Annotated in this window: 37 protein-coding genes; 1 reads left to right on the top strand and 36 read right to left on the bottom strand. The window is 52.1% G+C overall.

Annotated features, from left to right (window positions below):
* Window positions 1-6: 6 nt before the first annotated feature.
* The 18 genes from DWZ47_RS15640 to DWZ47_RS15555 form a co-directional block, all read right to left on the bottom strand.
* Window positions 7-906 (bottom strand): DUF932 domain-containing protein, encoded by a 900-nt coding sequence (locus DWZ47_RS15640; protein WP_004293658.1) that lies wholly within the window; start codon window positions 904-906, stop codon window positions 7-9.
* Between the two features lie 69 nt (window positions 907-975).
* Window positions 976-1,761, bottom strand: coding sequence for a hypothetical protein (locus DWZ47_RS15635; protein ID WP_004293657.1), 786 nt, complete (start codon window positions 1,759-1,761; stop codon window positions 976-978).
* A complete protein-coding gene (locus tag DWZ47_RS15630; RefSeq protein WP_008860793.1) occupies window positions 1,740-2,552 on the bottom strand; it encodes a hypothetical protein in 813 nt (270 codons plus the stop codon). Before DWZ47_RS15630 ends, DWZ47_RS15635 begins: the two co-directional genes overlap by 22 nt.
* Window positions 2,553-2,573: 21 nt before the next feature.
* A complete protein-coding gene (locus DWZ47_RS15625) occupies window positions 2,574-2,789 on the bottom strand; it encodes a hypothetical protein (RefSeq protein ID WP_004303944.1) in 216 nt (71 codons plus the stop codon).
* A 15-nt stretch (window positions 2,790-2,804) separates the two neighbouring features.
* On the bottom strand, window positions 2,805-3,341 hold the full coding sequence (locus DWZ47_RS15620) for a hypothetical protein (RefSeq protein WP_004293654.1): 537 nt from the start codon (window positions 3,339-3,341) through the stop codon (window positions 2,805-2,807).
* A 2-nt stretch (window positions 3,342-3,343) separates the two neighbouring features.
* Entirely contained in the window at window positions 3,344-4,366 is a 1,023-nt protein-coding gene (locus tag DWZ47_RS15615; protein ID WP_117513727.1) for a hypothetical protein, read from the bottom strand.
* A gap of 59 nt (window positions 4,367-4,425) precedes the next feature.
* On the bottom strand, window positions 4,426-4,635 hold the full coding sequence (locus DWZ47_RS15610; RefSeq protein ID WP_004293652.1) for a hypothetical protein: 210 nt from the start codon (window positions 4,633-4,635) through the stop codon (window positions 4,426-4,428).
* A gap of 1 nt (window position 4,636) precedes the next feature.
* Entirely contained in the window at window positions 4,637-4,855 is a 219-nt protein-coding gene (locus DWZ47_RS15605; RefSeq protein ID WP_004293651.1) for a hypothetical protein, read from the bottom strand.
* 51 nt (window positions 4,856-4,906) lie between these two features.
* Window positions 4,907-5,254, bottom strand: coding sequence for a hypothetical protein (locus tag DWZ47_RS15600; RefSeq protein WP_008143041.1), 348 nt, complete (start codon window positions 5,252-5,254; stop codon window positions 4,907-4,909).
* Window positions 5,254-6,186 (bottom strand): hypothetical protein, encoded by a 933-nt coding sequence (locus tag DWZ47_RS15595; protein WP_008143040.1) that lies wholly within the window; start codon window positions 6,184-6,186, stop codon window positions 5,254-5,256. The genes DWZ47_RS15600 and DWZ47_RS15595 overlap by 1 nt, the downstream gene beginning before the upstream one ends.
* The gene (locus DWZ47_RS15590; protein ID WP_004322721.1) at window positions 6,167-6,403 is read right to left on the bottom strand and encodes a hypothetical protein; all 237 of its coding nucleotides are present in this window, start codon (window positions 6,401-6,403) and stop codon (window positions 6,167-6,169) included. Before DWZ47_RS15590 ends, DWZ47_RS15595 begins: the two co-directional genes overlap by 20 nt.
* Window positions 6,404-6,436: 33 nt before the next feature.
* Complete coding sequence (locus tag DWZ47_RS15585) at window positions 6,437-7,021, bottom strand: hypothetical protein (protein WP_008143037.1); 585 nt, start codon at window positions 7,019-7,021, stop codon at window positions 6,437-6,439.
* 11 nt (window positions 7,022-7,032) lie between these two features.
* Window positions 7,033-7,458: a hypothetical protein gene (locus DWZ47_RS31015; protein WP_224241441.1), complete on the bottom strand. Its 426-nt coding sequence runs from the start codon at window positions 7,456-7,458 to the stop codon at window positions 7,033-7,035.
* 41 nt (window positions 7,459-7,499) lie between these two features.
* The gene (locus tag DWZ47_RS31010; RefSeq protein WP_224241439.1) at window positions 7,500-7,730 is read right to left on the bottom strand and encodes a hypothetical protein; all 231 of its coding nucleotides are present in this window, start codon (window positions 7,728-7,730) and stop codon (window positions 7,500-7,502) included.
* Window positions 7,731-7,771: 41 nt separating this feature from the next.
* Complete coding sequence (locus DWZ47_RS15575; protein ID WP_004322729.1) at window positions 7,772-8,059, bottom strand: hypothetical protein; 288 nt, start codon at window positions 8,057-8,059, stop codon at window positions 7,772-7,774.
* Window positions 8,060-8,071: 12 nt separating this feature from the next.
* Window positions 8,072-8,251: a hypothetical protein gene (locus DWZ47_RS15570; protein ID WP_004322731.1), complete on the bottom strand. Its 180-nt coding sequence runs from the start codon at window positions 8,249-8,251 to the stop codon at window positions 8,072-8,074.
* 362 nt (window positions 8,252-8,613) lie between these two features.
* Entirely contained in the window at window positions 8,614-9,702 is a 1,089-nt protein-coding gene (locus DWZ47_RS15560) for a hypothetical protein (RefSeq protein WP_008143029.1), read from the bottom strand.
* Window positions 9,699-10,178 carry a hypothetical protein gene (locus DWZ47_RS15555; protein WP_004293642.1) on the bottom strand — a complete coding sequence of 160 codons (480 nt, stop codon included), beginning with the start codon at window positions 10,176-10,178 and terminating at the stop codon, window positions 9,699-9,701. Before DWZ47_RS15555 ends, DWZ47_RS15560 begins: the two co-directional genes overlap by 4 nt.
* A gap of 245 nt (window positions 10,179-10,423) precedes the next feature.
* Between DWZ47_RS15555 and DWZ47_RS30670 the strand changes: the two genes are divergently transcribed.
* Window positions 10,424-10,702 (top strand): hypothetical protein, encoded by a 279-nt coding sequence (locus DWZ47_RS30670; RefSeq protein ID WP_171059016.1) that lies wholly within the window; start codon window positions 10,424-10,426, stop codon window positions 10,700-10,702.
* Window positions 10,703-11,047: 345 nt separating this feature from the next.
* On the opposite strand, the gene DWZ47_RS15545 is transcribed toward DWZ47_RS30670, so the two are convergent.
* From DWZ47_RS15545 to DWZ47_RS15460, 18 genes are all read right to left on the bottom strand, one after another.
* Window positions 11,048-12,310 carry an RNA-directed DNA polymerase gene (locus DWZ47_RS15545; RefSeq protein WP_008143026.1) on the bottom strand — a complete coding sequence of 421 codons (1,263 nt, stop codon included), beginning with the start codon at window positions 12,308-12,310 and terminating at the stop codon, window positions 11,048-11,050.
* Window positions 12,303-12,941: a hypothetical protein gene (locus tag DWZ47_RS15540; protein ID WP_009316558.1), complete on the bottom strand. Its 639-nt coding sequence runs from the start codon at window positions 12,939-12,941 to the stop codon at window positions 12,303-12,305. The genes DWZ47_RS15545 and DWZ47_RS15540 overlap by 8 nt, the downstream gene beginning before the upstream one ends.
* A gap of 43 nt (window positions 12,942-12,984) precedes the next feature.
* On the bottom strand, window positions 12,985-13,632 hold the full coding sequence (locus tag DWZ47_RS15535) for a hypothetical protein (protein ID WP_004293639.1): 648 nt from the start codon (window positions 13,630-13,632) through the stop codon (window positions 12,985-12,987).
* A 28-nt stretch (window positions 13,633-13,660) separates the two neighbouring features.
* Window positions 13,661-13,906 carry a hypothetical protein gene (locus DWZ47_RS15530; RefSeq protein WP_117513725.1) on the bottom strand — a complete coding sequence of 82 codons (246 nt, stop codon included), beginning with the start codon at window positions 13,904-13,906 and terminating at the stop codon, window positions 13,661-13,663.
* Window positions 13,907-13,918: 12 nt separating this feature from the next.
* Window positions 13,919-14,098 (bottom strand): hypothetical protein, encoded by a 180-nt coding sequence (locus tag DWZ47_RS15525; protein WP_008143020.1) that lies wholly within the window; start codon window positions 14,096-14,098, stop codon window positions 13,919-13,921.
* A 10-nt stretch (window positions 14,099-14,108) separates the two neighbouring features.
* Window positions 14,109-14,429: a hypothetical protein gene (locus DWZ47_RS15520; protein ID WP_004303957.1), complete on the bottom strand. Its 321-nt coding sequence runs from the start codon at window positions 14,427-14,429 to the stop codon at window positions 14,109-14,111.
* A gap of 5 nt (window positions 14,430-14,434) precedes the next feature.
* Entirely contained in the window at window positions 14,435-14,914 is a 480-nt protein-coding gene (locus DWZ47_RS15515) for a hypothetical protein (RefSeq protein WP_004293635.1), read from the bottom strand.
* A 4-nt stretch (window positions 14,915-14,918) separates the two neighbouring features.
* Window positions 14,919-15,194, bottom strand: a complete 276-nt coding sequence (locus DWZ47_RS15510; RefSeq protein ID WP_008143017.1) for a DUF3846 domain-containing protein — start codon at window positions 15,192-15,194, stop codon at window positions 14,919-14,921.
* A 15-nt stretch (window positions 15,195-15,209) separates the two neighbouring features.
* The gene (locus tag DWZ47_RS15505; protein ID WP_008143016.1) at window positions 15,210-15,668 is read right to left on the bottom strand and encodes a hypothetical protein; all 459 of its coding nucleotides are present in this window, start codon (window positions 15,666-15,668) and stop codon (window positions 15,210-15,212) included.
* Window positions 15,665-16,555 (bottom strand): hypothetical protein, encoded by an 891-nt coding sequence (locus tag DWZ47_RS15500; protein ID WP_008860787.1) that lies wholly within the window; start codon window positions 16,553-16,555, stop codon window positions 15,665-15,667. Before DWZ47_RS15500 ends, DWZ47_RS15505 begins: the two co-directional genes overlap by 4 nt.
* A 10-nt stretch (window positions 16,556-16,565) precedes the next feature.
* Window positions 16,566-17,663, bottom strand: coding sequence for a hypothetical protein (locus DWZ47_RS15495; RefSeq protein ID WP_004293631.1), 1,098 nt, complete (start codon window positions 17,661-17,663; stop codon window positions 16,566-16,568).
* A gap of 40 nt (window positions 17,664-17,703) precedes the next feature.
* Window positions 17,704-18,231, bottom strand: coding sequence for a hypothetical protein (locus DWZ47_RS15490; protein WP_004293630.1), 528 nt, complete (start codon window positions 18,229-18,231; stop codon window positions 17,704-17,706).
* 5 nt (window positions 18,232-18,236) lie between these two features.
* Window positions 18,237-18,476, bottom strand: a complete 240-nt coding sequence (locus DWZ47_RS15485; RefSeq protein ID WP_004293629.1) for a hypothetical protein — start codon at window positions 18,474-18,476, stop codon at window positions 18,237-18,239.
* A 4-nt stretch (window positions 18,477-18,480) separates the two neighbouring features.
* Window positions 18,481-18,693: a hypothetical protein gene (locus DWZ47_RS15480; protein ID WP_004293628.1), complete on the bottom strand. Its 213-nt coding sequence runs from the start codon at window positions 18,691-18,693 to the stop codon at window positions 18,481-18,483.
* Window positions 18,694-18,842: 149 nt separating this feature from the next.
* A complete protein-coding gene (locus DWZ47_RS15475) occupies window positions 18,843-19,100 on the bottom strand; it encodes a hypothetical protein (protein ID WP_004303959.1) in 258 nt (85 codons plus the stop codon).
* A gap of 16 nt (window positions 19,101-19,116) precedes the next feature.
* The gene (locus tag DWZ47_RS15470) at window positions 19,117-19,509 is read right to left on the bottom strand and encodes a hypothetical protein (protein ID WP_004303960.1); all 393 of its coding nucleotides are present in this window, start codon (window positions 19,507-19,509) and stop codon (window positions 19,117-19,119) included.
* 270 nt (window positions 19,510-19,779) lie between these two features.
* Window positions 19,780-20,049, bottom strand: coding sequence for a hypothetical protein (locus tag DWZ47_RS15465; RefSeq protein WP_008143004.1), 270 nt, complete (start codon window positions 20,047-20,049; stop codon window positions 19,780-19,782).
* A gap of 167 nt (window positions 20,050-20,216) precedes the next feature.
* Window positions 20,217-20,789, bottom strand: a complete 573-nt coding sequence (locus DWZ47_RS15460; RefSeq protein WP_004293623.1) for a hypothetical protein — start codon at window positions 20,787-20,789, stop codon at window positions 20,217-20,219.
* Window position 20,790 lies beyond the last annotated feature (1 nt).

Here is a 20,790-nt window from a genome sequence, read left to right as displayed (position 1 = left end):
AGCCTTTTAAGATTCCGGCAACCCTTCCGAGAGCATCAGCTCGGCCAGCGCCCCGTTCTGGGGAATCATGGCCGGAATGTCCGTACGTCCGGGCTTGTAGATTTCGGTTGCCACGTTATAGATATCCCACGCCGTGAGCGTCTTCTTCTCTTCGGTGAGTTTGAGCAGGTCCTCGGTGAAGATGGAAATCTGGGACTGGTTCAGGGGATAGGTCTCCACCTTGGACGAAAGACGCTTGTCGGAACTGTCATGCGATACGCGCAATGCTGTCAGCAATCCGATGTAGGCGTACATCTCCACCGGGGTAATTACTTTCGCTTTCAGGCGGCGGATGCGTTCCCTGTCCTCGTTCATCTGTACCTCGAAGTTCGAGAGCCACTCGTCTACACGACCGAAAAGCTCTTCGGTGGTGACTTTGTCTTTCCCGTAGTTCGACACACTGCGTTCGGGGGAGAGGATGCACTGGTTGTGGCACACCCTGACGCACGGGCCGATGGCCGCCTGGATGCCGTCCTGATGGAAGGCGATGACAAGCGTCGTGGTCAGCTCGTCCGTTTCCCATTCCTTAATGCGGATGGTCGTATAAACGCGGCGCAGGATATGCGCCTCGACGGCCATCGCCCCGTACTTTTGTTCCACCTGGGGCAGGACGACCACGCCGGGCTGTGCCTTGTTCTTGTTCTGGGCGGCGAAGATTTCCTCCACCTCGTAATTCAGGTTGTGTTTCTGGCAGATGTCCGCCATGCGCTCTATCACCTCGTAATGGTAGATTCCCTTGAGCGGGTTGCCATAGATGTCATTTTCCTTGTGTGTGCGCCGGAGCGTGTCGAGCGTCATCACCTCGACGTTGTTGTTCTGGAAATCGAACTGCACGGGGGCGGCCGTTGTTGCTAATGCTGTTGCCATAATGATTGATATTAAAAAAGTTATACAATAAGAAAGGCGGTGAACCGTTGTCCATCGCCTTTCCGGAATTCATTTTGCGGTTTCAGGCAGGTAACGCCTGCATATCAGGTCCGTGATACTCGGGTAATACACGTTGCCATAAGTTCCGTATGGTCCGAAACGGGCAAGGAAGCGGAAGTAAAAATCTACCGGACGCCGGTAGCTCGTCTGTATTTTGGTTTTCAGCAGGCGGTAGGCGTACTCGTCAGAATTTTCCACCTTGACCTTGCGTCCGTTGAAATAATAGTTTCCCTCCTTATCTGAAGAAAACGATACCTCTTCCTTTGCCGGACGCTCGCCGGCAACGACCCTGAAGAAGTCCTCCAGGGAGCGGCAATCCTGGTATTCTACCGGAATCGTGTCGCCCTCTCGCAGTTTCACGTCCAGTTTGTCAAGCAGTGTCTTGATGGCGGGCGTGTAGATATTTTCGGATTGGAAGCATCTTGTATCCCGCCAGTATTTCTCGAAAAGAGAGCCGGTTTCAAGGAGTAGGAACAGGGTTTCACGCGCTGTCTGCGGTTTATCGGCCAGATACGGAATATACTCGGTCACCAGTATGGAAAGTGAAAGATACTCCTCCGGTTGCAGTTCGCTCTTCTGGTGCAGGTTACAGTGCCTCTCGAGCAGGGAGTCGATGTCGGCTTCCCGCAAGCTTTCGTCCGTCCATACCAGGCAACCTTCTTTCTTGCAGGCGGGACATTTATCCGCTCCATACGGCAGGAGCATCACCTTGCCGCAATCGGAACAGGTGACCAGGTCGCCTCGTTCCGTATAAACATCTACCGTTTCCATTCTCAATCCTCCGCGTAAGGCCATTCAAGGCAGCAGTCATTGCATACGGCCACGCCCTCGTCACTCAGAATGTCAATATCTGTGCCCCCACATTCGGGGCATACCGGTGCCTTTTTCTTGTCCATTCGTCGCTCTGCCGCTTCTTCCGTCAGAAGCAGCGGCACCCAGTATGCCGATGTGCCAAAATCCCGTATCCCGTTTTCATCCTGTATGGGTTCACAACCTTTCGTTCCCATGTATTTCTGGGAGTCCGGCCAACACACGGCACGGTAACACTTGTCCCGTTCGGGAGATTTGCCGGTATGGCGTATATAGTCTTCCTCGGGCACGTAAAGCGCCCCGTTGTCCCCGCTTCCCCATGCCGGATAACCGGTTCCTTCTTCCTCGAAAGGAGCACTTTCCTCGGGAAATTCCACGAGTGCATATAACTTGTCATCCCATGCCAGGGAACACTCGCCGCAGTGGAACCGACTTTCGTGAATATCATAACGGATATTTTCCGAATTGCATTTCGGACAGATAATGTCTTTTGTTTTTACTTTCGGGAAACTCAGGATTTCTCCGGCAATGATTTCCATGCTGGGCCAGAACAACTGTTCGCAGTAATCGTCGGCCATCTTTTCCGCCAGATTCTGCATGTCGTCATCGCTGATCTTTTCCACATCGAAACCTTGTCCTTCCAGGTCATCGCGGTGGACGGACGTGATAGGGAAATACCCGGCGTTCAGCTCCCGGATAAATTGTCTTTCCTCTTCTGTCGGTTCGGGTAAGTTGTTGAAATATTCCCTGAGCCGTTGATAAAGTTCTCTTACCATAATTATATTCCTGTTTTTAATCTAATATCCACCAGTCGAGGACCAGTAGTTCCGGTCCATGATTTTTTCAAGTTCGAGGTCGGAACGTTCTTTCCAGAGGTCGAAGTCATCAAGCAGCTCCGTTCCGTCCTCCAGAGAAAGCACAGTATCCTCATTGTCAAACAGATAGTCTTGTATGTCATATCCGGACGGATAACGGTTTTCCCGGATGATTTCTTCTGCAATTTCCTTGTCCATTCGGTTGCCATTTTTTCAGTTCGCCGGTATTGTAACCGGATTCATTTGTTTTGTCTTTTCCTTGTAAAACCTGTCGATGGCAAGGAAGTAGTCCTCCGCATCCCAATCAGTGCCCGCATGCTCAGTCTCGAATTCTTCCGCCCACTGGACGATCTCGGCATTGACGGCACGGGAGTCCCTGTCCTCCCACAGGTTGTCCGCCCCGGCATTGTAGGCAAGGTCCACGACAGCCTCCTGCAACTTGTTGTAGCCGTTACACTCTCTACCGTTGGAACGCAGCCATAAGTCCACGTCGACGGCATCCTCTTCCGTCGTCCCATTGTGCAGGCACAGGCACTGCCCGTTGCCGTTATGGCATACGAGGACCGGCCGTTTGGTGTCGGGGCATATCCGTACCAGCAGCTCATTGGCGGCAAGTGTTTCCGTATCATGCCCATTGAGCATTGCAGGAAGCGCCTGGCTGACCAGACTCAGGATTTCCTGTTCCTCCTTTGTCCCGGACGGCTTGGAAGCCAACAGGTTCTGTATGCGTTTAAGAAGATTGTAAATCATAATCAGCAGTCATTATGTTCTTTCCAGATTTTACGTTTCTCGTCATAGCCCTTGTTTTCCCACCATTCATTGCAGGTTTCGGCAAACCCCTGATGGTTGTCTCCGGCCGGACACTTGTCCTGACGGCAACCCGTGATCTGTTCCATTTGATTTGCGTCCAACGAGTTCCACCATTCCTCCATGCGTTCTTTGAACTCTTTTAAAGTACAGAATGGCTGATGGTCCTCGCATTCGTCGCACCAGTTATCATAGCGGTCTATACCCGTGGTACCGATGAATGTACGGGCATTCGGATCCACCCATGCCTGGGTCTGTATATTGTCTGAACCGCACCCCTCGCATACGACAATCTCGTCGTCATTGACATCAGCGGAGATGAACCCGTGTTCTTCCAGCCAGTGGGCAATCTCAAGCAATCCCTCGGTCTGTACCTGTCCGATGGGCTCATCGAAATCCTCGCCGGCTTCGCCGTTGAGCGTGCAGAGCAGTTTGCCGTTCCCGTCGATGAAAAGTTCATAAACGGTCGCACTTTCATAACCGCCGTATCCGTAAAAAGCGGAATTGTGGACCACCACTATCGGGGAGGTTTCATACTCCGCTGATTCCGCCTCCCGGTAATGTACGCCGCAGTTGCGGTAGAACGTGCCGATGATGTTGTTCTCCTTCTTCACGGCGTCGCGGATTTTCTCCATAAGTGATCTTCTGATGGAGATGATACTGAGGTGCGCATAATCCTTACGGAGACGTCTGTACACTTCCTGCTCGAAGTTGCCTCGAACAGAGTCGAAAGGGGATACGTCGGCGTTCTCCCGGATATATTTGTCCTCGTTAAAGTTGTAGCGCCGGCAGACAATATTCTTGACGCGGCGGAATTCCTCTCCGGCAAATTTGAGGATACTGTTCTCGCCTAGCGAAGTCGGAAAATAGCAGCGGGGCATGTGCACTGTCATTTCACGGTAAAGTGTGTCATCGTCTTCCGGAAAGGTTCTGTCTGTTTCCGGCTTTGTAGGTTTTTCCTGTTCCATGTTGCTTGTTTTTTATCTGTAGTTGAACAATTTCCGGTTTGCCGCCCGTTGCATGGCGGTCACCATATTCTTATGTCATAATCTTTAAAATAGTATTCCAACTCTTTTAATCCTTCCAAAGAGTGCAGCTCGTTCTTTCCGGTCACTTCGATGTCGACGGATACTGCATTTTCATCTTTGATGTTTACTTTGGCATTGTCAAATACGCATCTTACATATTCTGCAATGCATGAGGCAGGCAGGTCGTTTTTTACAATATTAAGTACCATATTATTTATTGTTCATTAAATGTTTGCTACGTCCATAAACCGGGCACCGCTTGCGGTATCTGCATTCGCCCCGGGCCGCGTCGGTATGCGCCCGGTGCCATTCATCCCAGCTCTTCACTCCATTGTCTGTAAGGAATATGATCAGTTGCATGCAGCAGAAACCGCGTTCCTCACGTTTCCGGTCATGAAGGTTGGCCAGCCCGTTATCTTTAGGTTTCATACAGGTTTGATGTTACGGCAGGTTTGCTCGAAACGCCTTCATGGCATATCATTAAAACCATGAGACATGCACATAGGCATCGCTTTGGTCACTGCCGTTGATTAGACAATCGAGTACTTCGATAAACTTTTCCCGGTCCATCCCGACCTTTGCCAGGCAGGAATAAAATTCTTCGGCATTCTGCCGGAAGGTTTCATCCTGTTCTGAGATATGTTTTCTTAGCTGCTGCAGACCCGAACGGGCTATTTCGAAGTCATCGGTATAGGCGTCTTCTGCGGAGTTATCAACTTCGAACATTGTCAGGATATCATAAAAGATATCCTGACCGTCCCCGCCATACATACCCGGATATTTGTATTCGATTTGCCAAACTCTGGCTACATGTAGTTTTCTGGCCATTATCTTTTCATTTTTCGGATTTGTTGTCTTATGCAGTGCAGCATCAATTCGATACCACGGATGCTTTCCTCATTCTCTTTCAGTTTGTAATAGTAGGCGTTCGCTTCGTCGTAGTCTTCCCGTGCCTTGCGCAATCTGCATTCCTTGGCGTCACGGACCTGTTCATGGGACAGGTCGTAACCGATGAACTCGTCCATGAAACAGGAAACCGTACGCCCGTAATAGTGGTCCGTGCGGGTTTCCACCGCAGTACGGATGATGTCGTCGCACCGCCTTCCGAGTGTCCGGAGTACGTCGCTGATATGCCGGTCATGGTACTCGTAACCGAAGAAACGGGTATACCACTCGTGTTCCTGCCGGTTTGTCTTCCCCGCGTAATACTCGTACCATTGGGCGTCGCACTTGGTGTGCCTCTGGGTAACCTTGAATATGGCATACTCTTCACCGATCCATGTAAAACGTGAGAGTATCTCACTCGCTTCTTCCTCATAGTAGCTATCCCGCCAATTCAATTCTTCGGTCTGGCTGAGCGGGAGGAATGACTGTTTGGTGATCCACTGCCCGAAACCTTTGTGCGTGACATGCGGAAGCACTTTCACGACCTTGCTCCATGCCTCGTTGCAGGCTTCATCCAGTGAAGGGAAACTTTCAGGAAAGCGTTCCCTGTCCGTTCCGTCTCGCAACACCTCGTTCCAATCTTTGTCGCAGACAATGAGGGTGAGGTCCTCCCTCACATGGCAGTCGCGTTCGCAATAGCCGTAGGGAGCATCGCAGAGCGTGTACCACTCCTTCGGTCCATAACCGTCGTCACGTCCCAGATAGCGTCTGGGCTTCCCCTTCTCTGTCTGCACCTCCCATACTTCCGTGCAGTTTCCACGGTCGATATGGTGCAGGCGTACCCTGATTTCCTTGTTATCTCGTTTTTCTTCCATGTCGTTCATTTTTAGTATGGCCTGTCTTTTTCTTTTCGAGAATCCGGTAGATTTCTTCAAGGTCATGCTCATTGTCTATCGGTTGCCCGTATTCCGTATCCACGATGACCACCCTGGCATTGGCCAGGTGACATCCTGCTATCGTCTTGTCATAGTCGCTCCATTCAGGATTGATTTCTGTTACCGTGTCAAATTCAAGTCCGTATGATGTCTTCATTGTATTTCCAGTTATTATGCGTATTTTTCTATTTTATGCTGCCGCTTTGTTCTGCCCGTCGATAATATGCCTGCATTCGGCTTCCAGTTCTTTCATACATTCCGTACCATAGAATCCCCAACAACTGTCCAGTTCATTGTCATCGTCACTTTCCGGCATGATGCGATACCCGAAAACTTCCCCGGTATAGTAGTTGTCAAGGGTACTGATTTCGTCTTGCAGGTATCCCTCGATCCGCTTCCTGCGTTTCGCGGTGATGTTCTTCCACCCGTATTCCCGGCGCACCTTGTCCAACGGTACCGCGATGATTCCGAAAAATCCGGAATCCCACGGGCAGCTGAACGGCGAGGTGGATATTGTAATGCCGCCATGGTCGTAGAGGTAGACCGGCAGGGCGATATATTCCTTCAGGAACGATTCCCGGAAATTTCCGATATGCCCTTCAAAAACCTTGTCGATATCGAAGTGGTCATCAAACTCCTTCTCCGGGCGGTAGCGACGATGTGCCGTATAAAGCGTACCGAGATTGTCATACGCTTCACGCGGGCTTCGGGCGTCATCATCATAATAGATGTTGATGCGATACCCGTTATATTTGATTTGATTATATAGATTCATTTGCCTGGGTATTATGTTTTGTTACAAAGTCTTACAAATTGTTCCGTAATCTCGTCCCGCTCGAACTCGTCGCAGTTCAGGTCGAAGAATATACCCGAAGCCGCGAGCATGTCACGGGCTTCTCCGTAGGTAAGGTCGTTCCTGTGCCTGTATCTGTCCACCATATCCCGATGTTCGGCTTCCGCCCGGTCGTGCAGCCTCATTTTATACTGCCTGTACCATGCGGGGAACTGTTCCTTGGAAACCATATGTTCCAGCTGCAAGTCCCGGTATCTTCCCGGTGCCAGCAGGATGTGGCTGTCAATGTAGGACTTCGCCTCGGCTATGATTCCCTCCCTGGTGAAGGGACGGTGGGAGCGTGCCGTGAAATGCACCCATCCACCATGCAACGGGTGTTCGATTTCAATCTGCACACCCTGCCTCCTGACATGTACCACGATATAGGCGGTCTGGCCGGGGAACATATCGTCCTTGAGGCTCACTTCCCGGCAGGCCGGCGGGTCAACATGGATGTAGTGGTCCTGCCTTGCGCCCTCGAGGAACCTTTCAAGCTGCCGCATCGACTGGCAGTAGATGAATGTCCCCACGCGGCACTGGCCTCGGCGGATGTCGCCGTAATAGTACTTTCTTGCCCTTGCTCCGGTAATGCGGGACTCGTCCGATGCCTCGAAATAGCTCCGGTAGGTATCGTCCGTACGGCAGAAATCATATATTTCCTGAAAAGTCCTTGTTTTCATTTGTTACTCCTTTTTATGTATTGTCTTCTTCCGGCGGGGGAAATTCCCCCGTCCTGTAAAATATCTCTCCGAGACGGTCAGCCTGTTCCGCCAGACCTCTCTTCCGGACAGCCGACACGGCATCGCATGCGGCCTTTTCGTACATGCCCAGCAGTACCGCCTCGGGCAGGCGTTTCGTCCGCCACACCTCCTGTGCGGTGGCGAGCATCTCCACCTCGCAGCCCAGATGGGCGGCTGTGAGGATAATGACGGCATTGCCGATAAAGTTCGGTATGCGTTCTTCCTGTTGTTCTCCTTTCATTGTTCCGTGCCTTTAATCCGTTTCGAACTCGTCTTCATAGACCTCGATCTCCTTCCCGCTCTCGCAGATGCGTACCAGCCAGGTGTATTGGAGCCGTTCCAACAGCTCTATACGGCGATAGCCCTTGTAGGGCACTTTCAGCGTTGCAATGTCTCCCGGTTTCATGTCAGGCGGGTATTTCAAACTGGACATGGAAATGGAATTCGCTTATCAGGCTGCAGATCTGCGGTACTGATTTAGGATCCTCCCCGTAAGGGTAGAAGATGGTCCGGCAACGTGTCAGGCATCGGATACCCTGTTTTCGTAACCGGTACAGCAGGTAGGCCCTGCGTCGTAGTTGTTTCTTGCTCATCGTATAAAGGATTATGTCGTTTTGATTAGAATAGCGGTGTGGTCGTCAAACAGGGGCATCTCTTTACGTTTTCGATGTAATGCCTCCATTGAAAGATGCTCATCTTGTGTTAACAGGGATGAGCATCATTTCAATGGAGGGAGTACTAATTTATTCTGACCCGCCACACCGTGCCGCCTACCGGGCGGATGGAGATGACGGCCTATTTCTTACGCCATGCCGCCATCTTCTTTTTGATGTTGATATTGTTGTCCGCCAGCATTTTTTTCAGGACTGCCAGCAACCGCCAGCCTTCTCCGTTTTTATACTCTTCCGCCTTGGCTGACAGGAACGCCAGTGACTGGTACTTGTCCAGACGCCGACCCCGGTCATTGACAGCTGTGCAACCGTGGAAACGAATCAGGTTCTGCATGGTAAAGAACGCCCCGGCTCCCTTATAGGCATCCATCCATGCCTTGCTTTGAGGAGTGCCCCATGGCAGCCGGATACGACGGTCATTGAACTGTCTGACCGCGTTGTAAAGCTGTGTGGCGTCCAACGCGTGCCTGATGTGGGTTATCGCGATGGAAAGCGGGTAGTACAGTTTGGATTGCAGGTCCTCCACGAAAATATTACGGCCGTGTATACGCTTGTAGGGAACTCCCTTGCATTTTCTTGTTTCCAGGTTGCCCACGTGTTTTTTCAGCGCGTTGACATAGTCGCTCGCGATGGCCAAAACCACATCACGGTTGAACCAGCGGTTTCTCTCGGCAAAACCCGTGATGTCCTTGTGTTCCATCTTCATCTGGGCGTGCAGCTCGTTCAAGAGCATTTTCCACTGGTAATCATAGCCTTTCCGGTGAATCATCTCGGTCACCCCTGCCGGCTCTTTTTCACGGTAATGCGTGTATGACATCATATGGAACATTTGTGCCATGACCCACCGGCGGAAGAGTCGGTTGTTGGGAACGGTACCCTGTGCCATGATGCTGCCGAATATCGGGTCGTTGTCATCCAGGATGGTAAGTTTCCCGTCTTTGTTGGAGGCGATATACTCGCCGCCCTCGGCTCCCTGCATGGCGAACAGGCAGCTCACGTCCACACCGGCACCGCGGAGTGCCTCGATACGCTCCCGCGCCCCTTTGGGAAGTCCGGCGGGAGAATTATGGCCGGCCACCACCGGATAGACGGTGCCCAAATCCGAATTCTTGCCGATAACGGTGCCCGTGGCGGCAAATTCCTTGTCCGCGATGGCGAATTCCGTGCCGCATCCGGGGCACAGGACTTTTGTTTCTTGTTTCTTTCTGCTCATTGTGAATTTGTTAATAGTTGATTACTTCCGGGTTCCACCCATTTTCTGAGTATCACCAGGTCCTTGTCTTTTTCGCTTTGCCAGAACCATTTGCCCATCGTTTCGGGATTCCATGTGAACCCGCCTATAATCCGGCAGAGGATATAGAATTCCAGCTCGAATTGCGCGGTATCCCGGTGTTGCCCGTACAGCATGTCCCCGTCCTCGAGGTCACTTTCGGGCAATGCCATGAAATACCGGCGGGACTTGCTCTGGCTGCGCTCCGATGGTATCGAATGTTTATAGCGGCGGTACAGCTCCTCCACATCCGTGAAAAAATCCCCGCAGCCGTACTCCGGCAACCACGGAGCGCCATCATACCTGCCGTTCCGTATCATGTGTCTCCCGTTTACTTTTAAACTTCTGGACTGGAAATCAATCCGGAAATTTGCGCCGTTCTCTATGGCGGTGACGGTTTCTCGGTAAATATCTTCCATTTTCTCACCTGTTTACAATTAATGGCACTCAAACCCCTAGCGCGTATCTTTATAGTCCTGATAAATACAGTAGGACTTCGGTCCTGAACCAGGTAGTTGCCTGGCTCAGGACCAAGCTTGAATACTGTATCTTGAATTTGGGTCCCTCGTGCATATGCGGTCGCGCTACCTTCTGTTCAGGGGACTCATCCGGACGGCACATCCCTTTAAAAACCTGATACGGGCCGCGAGTACAGCTGGAACCTGTGTCATCTGTCGTGTTAGCAGGAGATGACACAGGCTCCAGCCGTGTGAATTGCGGCTCTGTTGAAATCCCGGCCTTGCCCCCTTTGCCCTGTGCTGTTCTTTTTGCGGTTCCCGGAATGCCGGCACGTTCCTTTACAGGTCCGATGTCTGCTGTGGCGGAAGCCGGAATGGCGCCGTCGTATAACGTTAGGGATACGACGGCGCGAGACGGGCTTATCGGGGACAGCAGGCTGAATCCATTCCCCCGAACCGCACGTTCCCGTGCTGGAAAAGACTGAAAGTTCTCATAATACCGGCACATGGCTTTATGCTTCCGATGTATCCCGCGTATGGGTCTTCTGCGGAGTCCGAAGGCGACGGTCAGCCGCCTTCAGACTCGGAAAGAAGACGTTGGTACGCGGGATGCCCAAACCTATTCCTTGAACTTTCCCGGTGTGCTCCGGTAACGGGTGCGGGACAGACGGCACATGATTTTAATTTCCCGATACATTACAGGCGCAGCCAGAATCGAGATGGGATTAACCGGGTGTTAGACCGGTTAATCTCGATATGGATTCTGGTTATAAGCCTGTAACGTTGAATAGCCTGCCCGTCCACCCGTTCTGCCGTGTGCCCGGCGTAACTTATAGCGATGCCACCAGCGTGTTGTACACCGCCCGGCTGGTCAGAAGGGCGTTACGCATGCAGCCGACAGTCAGGTAACCCGGTATGTCCCGGTCTGTTTTATCGCGGTTGGCCTTCACGTTGCGTCCCCGTCCCCGGACGATGCAGCCATCCGGTTTGGTTCGGACATATCCCAGACCGCCGATCTTGCACCTGCCCGTCTGAATGGCTCTAAAGCAGTCCATCACGAACTTGTTCAGCTCGTTGAGGTCACTCTTCACATTACAGACCGGCAATACCTGTATCGCCCAGCTGAACTCGCCCTTGTACAGGTAACGGTTCACGGCGTCCACGGCTTTTGCCAGTGTCGTGTCCCGGCAGCGGATTGTCCGCCGCTCGATCTCGTGCTGGAAGGTCTTGATGCGTGATGACGAGAGCGAGACCATGCCGCCCTTGATACTGAATCCTAAGAACTTGAACCAGACATCGGCTGCCAGGTATTCCACTTTCTTGGGATTTAGCTTCATGGATTTATCTTCCAGGCGTTTTTGGAGTGTGTCCATCGCTTTTTCATAATCCTTGCCGATAAAAAGCATATCGTCGGAATACCGGACGTAGTAGCCGTTCATTTGTGACAGTTCCCTGTCTAGGTCGTAGAGCAGTACATCCGCCAGCCAGCTAGCCACAGCACAACCCTGTTTCAAGGATTGATACTTGCTTTGCAACCGGTTATCTTCATCGAAATAGAGGTCCGAGTGGTAATATTTCCTAAGTACGTCTATCAGGGCAGACTGGCCGTGTTTGGCCTCCACCTTGTCGAACGCCTCGTCGATGAACCGTATCGGAACACTGTCGAAGTATTTGGAAAGGTCGGACTTCCAGCCCAGACAGCCGCTATTGCCGGTTTCTGTCATCCGGTGGCTGACTTCCGTAACTACCTTGCCGCACCCTATACCGGTCTGGTAGGACTTGCACGAAGAGTGCAGCATCTCCGGCATCAACTCGAAGAGCAGGTCGTTGGCGATACCCAGTACTACGCGGTCCATCGGCTCGTTTACGTACACTGTGCGGAACTCACCGTTGTCCTTGGGTATCTGCGCCGTGTGGGGAGGGGAAATCTCGTACTTTCCCCGGCGCATGGCATAGGCCATCGCCATACGGGTATGCTCGTCGGTCAGCCGAATAAGTTGGTCTTTCCTAATGTCTTTCAGCACGCCTTTCTCAATGGCCTTCGTCCACTGGCCTATGTCGAAGAACATTTGCAATATCTTGTCTTCATTCATAGCACTCAAAACTTTTTTGGGAAAGGATAAAATTCAGTATGTCCATGCCGGATTCTACGTCACATTCCTGCTCGTACTCCTCGCCCGTGTAGTAACTGTAACCCATGATGAAGATTTTCCCGTCTTTCCGGAGCGACGCGTTCGTGATGACCAGTTCCACGGGGTCACGGTCCACAACATGGAGATAGGTCGAGGATTGTTCACCGTTGTCATCAAGGCTGCCGCCACACTCGGAAAGCAGCTCCACGGACAGGGCGTAACATTTTTCATTCAGGGCTTTCTCCGCCACGTGATGGTTGTTCATCTCTTCCGTAAGTGTTCGGATGCGGTCACCGCGTCTCTGCTCGGGAACCGGTTCGAAAGCGGTTTCGAACATCCAGACAGGCATCCATTTATGGAAGACGGCGGGTCCCAAGCGGCATATGTAAACTTCATCGTTCTCTTTCTCCGTCTCCGGGATATCCATTCCCGAGGCTCGTGCTGCCGCTACGCTCATGCGCTCGAAACCGCCGAGGCAGGAAGGTGCCGACTTCAAACGGTAGGGACGGATGTTTCCTACAGGGACACCCATTGACATAAGTAGCATCCCCTTAAAAGTGTCGGTAACGGGAGTGGTTTGCTGTTTGTTCATTCTTTTATTCATTTTCTGGTCTTTGTACATACATTATGATTTCTCACGCATCCTCCGCAAGGGCCACAAGCCGCTCTTCCGGCAGCAGGAACTCCTCGTCCGTGAAGTAATAGCAGATTTTCCGGTCCACGGCCTCCGCCTCGTCCGATATGGGTGCGCCGTCTTTGCCGACCAGCACGTCTTGCAGACCCGTTACAGAGACTAGGGTTTTGTATTCCCCGCCCGTTCCACGGAACAGCGTCAGTTCCCTGACAAAATATTCCCTGTCATTCCATGTGATAATCTCAAACATTTCCTCCACTTCCGGGAACAGCCGGCACAGGACCGGAAACAGTTTGCAGGCATCGCTCCGGAGCATCAGGAAGACACATTCCATCAGGCATAGTCCGGCATCTTTGAGCATGGGCAGCAATACGTCCGTGCCTGCTCCGTTTGCCTCTGCCACTATCAGGGCTTTCCAGTATCCTTCCTGGAATGAGTCCGTCCAAGGGATGAGTTCGGCTGCCCTGACGGAATAGGAAACCGCGATTTCTTCCGGATTGTCCTCGTCCGTGGAAATCAGTCCTATTTTCGTGTCATCTTCGACAGGCTCCTTTACCGGCAGGCAGACTTTCATTTTCCGGAACGTGTCCGTGTCCTCGTCCGCCCAGTTGACAAAGCCGCCGAATCTTATAAAATCATATCTGCTCATTTGTCATTATTGTTTATTGTTATTTACCTTACAATTCTTCCGGTTCTCCAACGTTGATACTCCGGTAGAAACGGTCTCCGTCCGCCCACTTCTTGGCGGTGATAGCCAGCTCGAAAGCTTCCTCTATGGAAAGGCCGTCGGCGGGAAGGGCATCAAGGAGTTCTCCCATGCATACGTCATTCTCGCGATACTCTTTCTGCACCTTTCCGAGTGTCATTCTGCCCTTGTCCGTCTTTTTACGCCACAAAAGTATCTGTTGTATCCAATTTTTCATGCGATTCTTTTATTAAAGGAAATCCTTGGCATAACTGCGGGCTTCATTGAAAGTGTTGAAGCCGATTCCACTCATGCAAGAGATTGCCCAGTATCTTAATTTCCTGCTTTCGGCACGGGCAAGATAGATTTGCCCGATACAAATCCCGTCTTTGAGAATGTCATGCCGCTTGTCTTTTGTAATCCGTACCATGTTCCGACATTCACTTGTCCATTTTCCAAAATCCGTAATCGGACCCGTCACCGAGATGAGCACCGAAATAGTACCCCTCCGGTGAGTAACTATCGAGCGTGTCGAACAGCGATTCCAGCAATCCCGCCGCGTCATCGCTGTTCCACCAGTCTGCTTCTTTGTCCTCCATGGCATGGGCGGGGATGGCATTCATCACCTGCACGTACTCCGGTGTGTCACGGATAACGTCCAAGAACGCCGGAATCAGGTCCTGCGTGCGCATCGTGCCGTGGGAGATACTCTCTCCCGGCACGGCATGGAGGCGGTTTTGTGTCCTCTCGTCTATGAACATGGCATTTAGATAAAGGGCAGACGGGTATCTTCCAGCATGGAGGCCAGCATTTGACACATCTCGTATGAAGCACGGTTGCGGTCGTCAATGCAGCGTGAATCACGCCCTGCCATAGCGGTAATGGAAGCCTTTACCGTTCTGAAGAATGTCTGTTCCAGTGTCTTGTGGAAATAAGGAAGAGCCTGGGCGAAACGTTCGGACTTGAATCCCAAATCGTTCATGGCGTATTCCAGCTGTTTGGCCGCCTTGTACTCGCGGCTGTTCTCCAGGCTTTCCGGAATATCACCGAACTGTGCGGTCCGGAGCTGGCGTTCCAGTTCGATGACGGCCACCGAAAGCAACAGCTTGATGGCTTCCGGGTTGCCGATACCGTGTTTCTGCCCGTCAGCGGTATGGAACTCGATCAGGTTTACACTGTTATTCTCTTGTAATTCTTTGTAGCATGCGAGGGTCTTGCTGAGCGCTTTTGCTTTCTCTTTATCCATAATTTTATCTGATTTGATTGTTATTGCACACAAGTACGTCCCCAACGATGAAGTCTTTCGACGCCGGGTGATGAGCACGGAATATCCTGCTCGCTTCAAGATTGAGGGACAGAGGGATAAGTTTGCCTTCCTCGTTGACGACCATTGTCGTGCTCCCGTCCAGTTCCACCAGTTCGATGTAGCCGCCGACAATCGCCTGCATCTCCTCCAGCGTGAAGTCTGAGCCATTGGCTGGCTGCACGGGTTGGCGTGTTCCGTCCGTTTTGATGATTTCTGTCATAGTTGCTTTGAAATTTTAAGATTCATGACTCGCCAGTATATCCAAAATCTGTTGCAAAGGGAATTTTTCAGTATAGAATCGCTCGTCGGTATGTTTGCCGTACGCCCGGTATCTGGCTTCCCCGTTTGCAAATACCGCCAAGATATGGCTGACCAGCACATTGTCCGGCGGAACCAACCTTTCCAGTTCCGTTTCGGTCAGTTCCACGAAGCACCAGTTATTGTCTTCCGGCAAGTCCTCGCTGCCCAGTATCCCGTCCTCGTCCGGCTGGTAAAAACCAACCGATATGTCATAAAAGTTCAAAGACTGGAAACTGATGTCATCCTTGAATGGCTTGACGGCTTCCAGCCTGCCGGACTGTGTCTGTCTCCACTCTTTTGACAGGTACACGATTGCAAAGTCGCAGCAATCCCATGCACTGTCAGTTCCTGCCTTGAGCAGGAGGTATGGGGTAGGTTCATTTGAGATTTTCATCGTATTTCCCTCCTTTTATGCCACGCGTGATACCGTTTCACGGTGCGTAGCTGGTTAATGATATGGCCAAAAAGCTCGCGTGAATAGATGCGGTAATGGAACACAGCCGAATACTCGCATACATTGCCGTGAAAGTCCACGTGGGAGCGGTCATCCGCAAAGTCGAACAAGTCGCCCTGGATTTCCAGCGTGTATTTGTTCTTCCGTAGCCAGTCAAAAAACTCGAAGATGTCCTTCTTTTGGGAGTAGAAAGTGCAGTATTCGTAGCGGTTTCCGCGCAGGTTCCTCAGCAATGCCGCCATCTCGTTCCGTTCCCGGCGGTCGCCAAATTCGGATCCCGTCCGAGTGGCGAGGTTCTTCAGGAAATATATTTTACCTCCATACTCGAAATAGTACGGTATGTAGGTGACCGTCTTTTTGTACCAATTGACATATTTGACAAAGGAAGCCTTCTTGACGATGGCGGGATGCAGGTTTACTTTCTCCATGTGTTCCCGAATCTGGCGGTAGATTTCCGCATTGGAAAGACGTATGGGACGTTCCGCCCGGAAATACCTGCCGTCCGACTCGAAACAGAGCGCGTACAGGTTTCGGTAATACGGTTCCCCGACAAAGAACCAGTCGCTCTGCATGCGGGCCGGAGGCAGGCATTCCAGCAGTTCGTAATAACGTTCCTCCGTAATTTCATGGAAGGGCTTGCAAAGTGCCCGGGTATAACGCTTCACAAGCAGTGTCATGCGTACCGGTGATACAGCGACCAGGTACGGGTTCTTCTCCCTTTCGCGCAGTGCTTCCAGCGTCTCGCCGCCGTAGTCGCTGTGCATGTCATCCGACATCGACGTGAGGCATGTCCCGTCGAAATAACGTGAATCGATGATGTATCTCATGGGCACTGGATTAAATGGTTATTTTCAACACCTGACCGGCGGCATATTCGGCATTGCGGGTGAGCTGGCGCTGCCATGCCTGGTTGCGTGGCGCCCACTTGAAAGCGTTACGCTTCAAGGTTGTACGCATATCGGTATCGGGTATTTTGTCGAAGAGGATTTGCAGGCGGTCTTCTTCGAAGTTGTAGACCACCTTGCCGCCATCGAACGGAATCTCACGATTTTCACGGCTTGCCCGTTCCTGCTGCTTTTCCCGCACCTTGCGGACGAGTTCGGGATACTTGAAGATTGAATGGCGTGCCGTGACGACAGGTTTCTTGACTTTGTCGTTCCACTCTCGCAGACGAGCGACGGCACGGTCGATGATTTCCACGTTGCCATGGTTGACATAGGTGGAGAGTCGCCCGGCGAGGTTGCTGACGAAGAGAGCCCGGCTGTAGCCTCGTGCCGTACCCGTATCGATACCGTGAATGGTCGAGGCGGCATCGTCGATAAAGGCTTTGACCTTCTGCCACTCCTCCTCGAGACGCTGTTCTTCGGGCTTGGCCGCTTCGGTAGCCTTGCGAATCGCTTCGAGTGCACGTTCTCGCCATTCCCGGAACGCCGTGACGCTCTTGGCGTGGCTGTTGCAGGCCTTTTCGTTGCGGCCCGTGTTGAAGCGTGCAGGTCCCGTAATCATCGCGCTGGCACAACGGCTGTTGGCGGCGATCATGGCAGAGAAATAGCGTTTGTAGTTTTCCATGTAACGTTCCCGCTGCTGCTCGGGCATCGACTGCAAATCCTCGTGCAGTTCCTTTTCGTGCGAGGCGATGTCTGACTCACCCCGCTCGTCGGGTGAGAAGGAGGTGAGGTTGTAGGAGCTGCACGCCTGCTTGAAATATTCTTCCAGATAGCCCGGGTGCGCCACTTCCACAACTTCCCAGTCCTTGAAGTCCGCCGGGGCGAGGATTTCTTCCTTGCCCGGATTCCCTACAAGATGGGAATAGCTGCAATACCCGTGTCTCTTTCCCCTGAAAAGAAACGCTACCGGTTCGCTTTCCGGGGCATCCACACGCCGCACCATGGTCACACGATGGGCATTTTCCTTTGTCAATAATGTTGTTTCCATACCTTTCTTCTTGATTTCGTTATTTGATTGTTTCCGATTTTTATTGTTGCTTCATCCGGGCGGCATGGTCCATTACAGAGGCGAACCCCACCTCGATACCTATCTGGTATCCGCCCTTGATAGTCGATTCCAGCTCCGCCTCGCTTTCGATCAGGGATTCCGAATCATCGGCATAAAGCCTGTACAGGGAGAATACGTCTGCCTCCCATAGCTTCCGGGCATTTTCCGCCGATACAAGCAGCCACACGAAACCGTCCTCACGGGTTACCTTGACGGCGGCTTCGCTATGGCTCAGAGTCCGCCACTCCTTGATGTCCAGTGCCACCCTCCACACGATATACATCAGCGCATCGTGGCGGCTTTTAATATCAGGGGAATCGCACAGGCGGCTGGCCACATCTTTGAGTGTCCGGAAAGAGTCCGCCATGAACTGCTCCACGACATACGGCTTTTCGGCAATGGCGGAACAGGCATCGTCCGCCCTGCCTGATTCCGGAACGGTCTGAATATCCTCCTCTTCAAGGAAGATTTCACGGTGCAGGTAGTCCAAGTAGTAATATGATTTCATTCCGCTTATTCTTTGGGGGTGAAAGTGATTCTCGTGTGCCCGTCATAACCGAAGGACGGTTTCAGGCCGAAGGCTTCGGCATCACTGCTGATGCAGCAGATGTCCCAAATCTCCAACCCTCCGGCGCAGGTTATGACGGTATTGTTTTCAGATATTTGCGGCGACTTGTCTTTCAATGCAGCCCCGCCGCAGATGCCGCGTAGAATAACACCACGCTGGTGGGTAGTAAGTTCTTTCGTTTCCATAGACCTAATCTTTTGCTTTTACACCGAACATGTTCTCCATTGTACTGGCGAGGGCTTCCTTGAAACCGTCGCTTACGCCCCAGTATTCAAGTAACCCGTTGCCGATGACCTGCATCTGTTTGTCGGTGGGCATATCGCCATCATACCCGTATTCCTTGAGCAGGGCACGGCTGATGATGACACCTTTTATCTCGTTGATTCTATGTTCCTCTCCCATAGCCGTTAATACATCTTTACCCGCAGACCAGATATCTGCTTTCTCGTTATTTCTGTCATTTTCTTTATCCGTTTATAAAAGCATAGGGGCATTCCGCCCCCATAGTTGTTATTAATTCATATTATTTTGCATGATTTTTTCCGGAACACCTATCCGGCATAGATGTACTTGAGCTTGGGCACTCCGTTCTGGAGCACGGTGAAGGCGTTTTCTTCCACCTGCACGTCCTTTGCCTTTGGCCACCATAGCCACGAGAGTTTCCCGTCGGGTTTGAGGAATGCCACGGCATTACCCTGCACTTTCCCGACCTCACGCACGCCGAGGTCTTTTCCGCCCTCGAACAGCCGGACACACCGCCACTTCGAGCCAAGCGTCATTTTCCGTTTCACGTCTGCTAATGTTTTCATACTCATTGCGTTTTTATTATTGCATATAAATTCTGCATTTCCGGTTGCACCGTCTCAGGCTGTCCGCCGAGAGCGGATAACTGCGGTTCAAATGGTCGGGAAACCCTTCTCGGAACATCAGCTCCGCCGTAGCGTACTCCTTGCACCATTTCCGCCGACGTCTCCCACGGGCAGGTCTCGTTTCCGGCATCCGCCTTTTCGGAGATTTCGGCACACGCCATTTCCCACCGACAAACACCGCTTCATATTCCCGTTGTAACACGCCGCTGCAATACGCCGCCACGCTGACAGCGGGCACACTTCCGAGCTGTCCCGTCGCGGCAAGGCTGTCAAGCGTATCGGTGGCAGCCTTGAAACTGGCAAAGCACCCGTAACTGCGGGTGCGCTTTGCGTCAAACACTTCTATCATATTTATTCGTTTTATTATTGGCACATCCGTTCTCCGCTTCCCCGCACAGGATAACAGCGGAAGCACGGCAGGCGGTTCCGCAGAACGCCAGACCGTGCTTAACCGTGTTATATACAAGGTAGGCACAACGCCTCACGGCGCAAGGAAGTCATATCGGAGGGAATTTTAGAAAAGTGCGGGCATTTCAGGGTGCAATCCTGACACAGTGTATATCAATGCCCGAAAAAGCGCGCACGCCCCGCAGTTTCCGCAGCACGTGTGCGCGTCATGTCACTCGCCATCGTCCCCGCTGTCAATTCCTGCGGTGATGTTGCATATCTCCTGCAATGCCGATTCTATCTGCACAAGGTCGTCGATGTCGAACTTCACGGCATCGCAGTCCTTCTCCCACACTTGGCGGGCTATGAAGACGGCATCATGCAGCGACCGCTCGGACTCTTCCAGAGCGGTCTTCAGGTCGTCCACGGTGTACTCCCCGTCCTGCGGCGGAGGTACAGTCCCAGCACCGTTTTTTGCCGGGAAATTCTTTTCGCCTATCACGTTACAGTTGCTTTCGCCCGAAATGAAAAGCGCGTATCCGTGGCATACGTCACAAGAACACGCGCTTACGACGGCAGATACGAAAAGGGCAGGCAGTCCCACACGTTCAGCGGGCTGCCTGCCGTCCTTTTGCCTTTTTCGGGCAGGTTTCAGTTACTCCGTTGCCCTTATGCCGCCTTTTTGCTTTCGTCGGCAACCGTTCCGGCAGGCTGTTCCGCCACCTTTTCAGCCTTGCCGGTCTTGGTCGTTTTCTCGGTTGGCTTTTCGAGGCTGGCGAGGTTCGGGGCGAAATCCATGGCGTTGCGGATAGCCTTTGCAGCGGCATGGATTGTCTTTTGGAAATCACGGTTTGACTTCTCGAGGTCTACTTTGGTCGGCACAAGACCGATACGCGCCCAAACGCTGTCGGTAAGGTCGTACTTCTTGATACGATTTCCCGACTTCTCGCAGATGATGATTTCCGCAGGGGTTGTGGCACGGAATTTCGAGCGTATGCCGTCGGCATCGGCACGCAGTTTCTTTTCCTCCGCAATGGTGTGCCACATAGTTGCGACCATGTTTTTAATCACACGGAAAATCTCGTTGTCCGACTTGTCGGCAGGCTCAAAGTCCGCACCGAAAAAGTGCTGTGCCGTCTGCACGAGTTCACCGTCCTTGTTGGTAGAGTTGTAAACCAACATGATACCTGCAAACGAACCGATGTTTGCATACTGTTCCTTGTTCAATTTAGAAGTTGCCATA

This window comes from Bacteroides sp. AF32-8BH (assembly GCF_003435205.1).
GTDB classification, from domain to species: Bacteria; Bacteroidota; Bacteroidia; order Bacteroidales; family Bacteroidaceae; genus Bacteroides; species Bacteroides ovatus.
This window is presented reverse-complemented; position numbering and strand designations above follow the sequence as displayed.

Coding starts and splice junctions, on each gene's coding strand:
- DWZ47_RS15575 (WP_004322729.1), bottom strand. CDS start 8,059: ATGAAAGGAGAACAACAGGAAGAACGCATACCGAACTTTATCGGCAAT.
- DWZ47_RS15495 (WP_004293631.1), bottom strand. CDS start 17,663: ATGGAAACAACATTATTGACAAAGGAAAATGCCCATCGTGTGACCATG.
- DWZ47_RS15600 (WP_008143041.1), bottom strand. CDS start 5,254: ATGGCCAGAAAACTACATGTAGCCAGAGTTTGGCAAATCGAATACAAA.
- DWZ47_RS15610 (WP_004293652.1), bottom strand. CDS start 4,635: ATGGTACTTAATATTGTAAAAAACGACCTGCCTGCCTCATGCATTGCA.
- DWZ47_RS15485 (WP_004293629.1), bottom strand. CDS start 18,476: ATGGAAACGAAAGAACTTACTACCCACCAGCGTGGTGTTATTCTACGC.
- DWZ47_RS15460 (WP_004293623.1), bottom strand. CDS start 20,789: ATGGCAACTTCTAAATTGAACAAGGAACAGTATGCAAACATCGGTTCG.
- DWZ47_RS15625 (WP_004303944.1), bottom strand. CDS start 2,789: ATGGACAAGGAAATTGCAGAAGAAATCATCCGGGAAAACCGTTATCCG.
- DWZ47_RS15620 (WP_004293654.1), bottom strand. CDS start 3,341: ATGATTTACAATCTTCTTAAACGCATACAGAACCTGTTGGCTTCCAAG.
- DWZ47_RS15535 (WP_004293639.1), bottom strand. CDS start 13,632: ATGAGCAGATATGATTTTATAAGATTCGGCGGCTTTGTCAACTGGGCG.
- DWZ47_RS15605 (WP_004293651.1), bottom strand. CDS start 4,855: ATGAAACCTAAAGATAACGGGCTGGCCAACCTTCATGACCGGAAACGT.
- DWZ47_RS15480 (WP_004293628.1), bottom strand. CDS start 18,693: ATGGGAGAGGAACATAGAATCAACGAGATAAAAGGTGTCATCATCAGC.
- DWZ47_RS15520 (WP_004303957.1), bottom strand. CDS start 14,429: ATGTTCATAGACGAGAGGACACAAAACCGCCTCCATGCCGTGCCGGGA.
- DWZ47_RS15525 (WP_008143020.1), bottom strand. CDS start 14,098: ATGGTACGGATTACAAAAGACAAGCGGCATGACATTCTCAAAGACGGG.
- DWZ47_RS15470 (WP_004303960.1), bottom strand. CDS start 19,509: ATGATAGAAGTGTTTGACGCAAAGCGCACCCGCAGTTACGGGTGCTTT.
- DWZ47_RS15590 (WP_004322721.1), bottom strand. CDS start 6,403: ATGAAGACATCATACGGACTTGAATTTGACACGGTAACAGAAATCAAT.
- DWZ47_RS15570 (WP_004322731.1), bottom strand. CDS start 8,251: ATGTCCAGTTTGAAATACCCGCCTGACATGAAACCGGGAGACATTGCA.
- DWZ47_RS31010 (WP_224241439.1), bottom strand. CDS start 7,730: ATGATTTCTGCCGTACGGACGATACCTACCGGAGCTATTTCGAGGCAT.
- DWZ47_RS15560 (WP_008143029.1), bottom strand. CDS start 9,702: ATGAGCAGAAAGAAACAAGAAACAAAAGTCCTGTGCCCCGGATGCGGC.
- DWZ47_RS15515 (WP_004293635.1), bottom strand. CDS start 14,914: ATGGATAAAGAGAAAGCAAAAGCGCTCAGCAAGACCCTCGCATGCTAC.
- DWZ47_RS15530 (WP_117513725.1), bottom strand. CDS start 13,906: ATGAAAAATTGGATACAACAGATACTTTTGTGGCGTAAAAAGACGGAC.
- DWZ47_RS15540 (WP_009316558.1), bottom strand. CDS start 12,941: ATGAACAAACAGCAAACCACTCCCGTTACCGACACTTTTAAGGGGATG.
- DWZ47_RS15595 (WP_008143040.1), bottom strand. CDS start 6,186: ATGGAAGAAAAACGAGATAACAAGGAAATCAGGGTACGCCTGCACCAT.
- DWZ47_RS15545 (WP_008143026.1), bottom strand. CDS start 12,310: ATGAATGAAGACAAGATATTGCAAATGTTCTTCGACATAGGCCAGTGG.
- DWZ47_RS15475 (WP_004303959.1), bottom strand. CDS start 19,100: ATGAAAACATTAGCAGACGTGAAACGGAAAATGACGCTTGGCTCGAAG.
- DWZ47_RS15615 (WP_117513727.1), bottom strand. CDS start 4,366: ATGGAACAGGAAAAACCTACAAAGCCGGAAACAGACAGAACCTTTCCG.
- DWZ47_RS15635 (WP_004293657.1), bottom strand. CDS start 1,761: ATGGCCTTACGCGGAGGATTGAGAATGGAAACGGTAGATGTTTATACG.
- DWZ47_RS15640 (WP_004293658.1), bottom strand. CDS start 906: ATGGCAACAGCATTAGCAACAACGGCCGCCCCCGTGCAGTTCGATTTC.
- DWZ47_RS15555 (WP_004293642.1), bottom strand. CDS start 10,178: ATGGAAGATATTTACCGAGAAACCGTCACCGCCATAGAGAACGGCGCA.
- DWZ47_RS15505 (WP_008143016.1), bottom strand. CDS start 15,668: ATGAAAATCTCAAATGAACCTACCCCATACCTCCTGCTCAAGGCAGGA.
- DWZ47_RS15630 (WP_008860793.1), bottom strand. CDS start 2,552: ATGGTAAGAGAACTTTATCAACGGCTCAGGGAATATTTCAACAACTTA.
- DWZ47_RS15585 (WP_008143037.1), bottom strand. CDS start 7,021: ATGAATCTATATAATCAAATCAAATATAACGGGTATCGCATCAACATC.
- DWZ47_RS15500 (WP_008860787.1), bottom strand. CDS start 16,555: ATGAGATACATCATCGATTCACGTTATTTCGACGGGACATGCCTCACG.
- DWZ47_RS15490 (WP_004293630.1), bottom strand. CDS start 18,231: ATGAAATCATATTACTACTTGGACTACCTGCACCGTGAAATCTTCCTT.
- DWZ47_RS15510 (WP_008143017.1), bottom strand. CDS start 15,194: ATGACAGAAATCATCAAAACGGACGGAACACGCCAACCCGTGCAGCCA.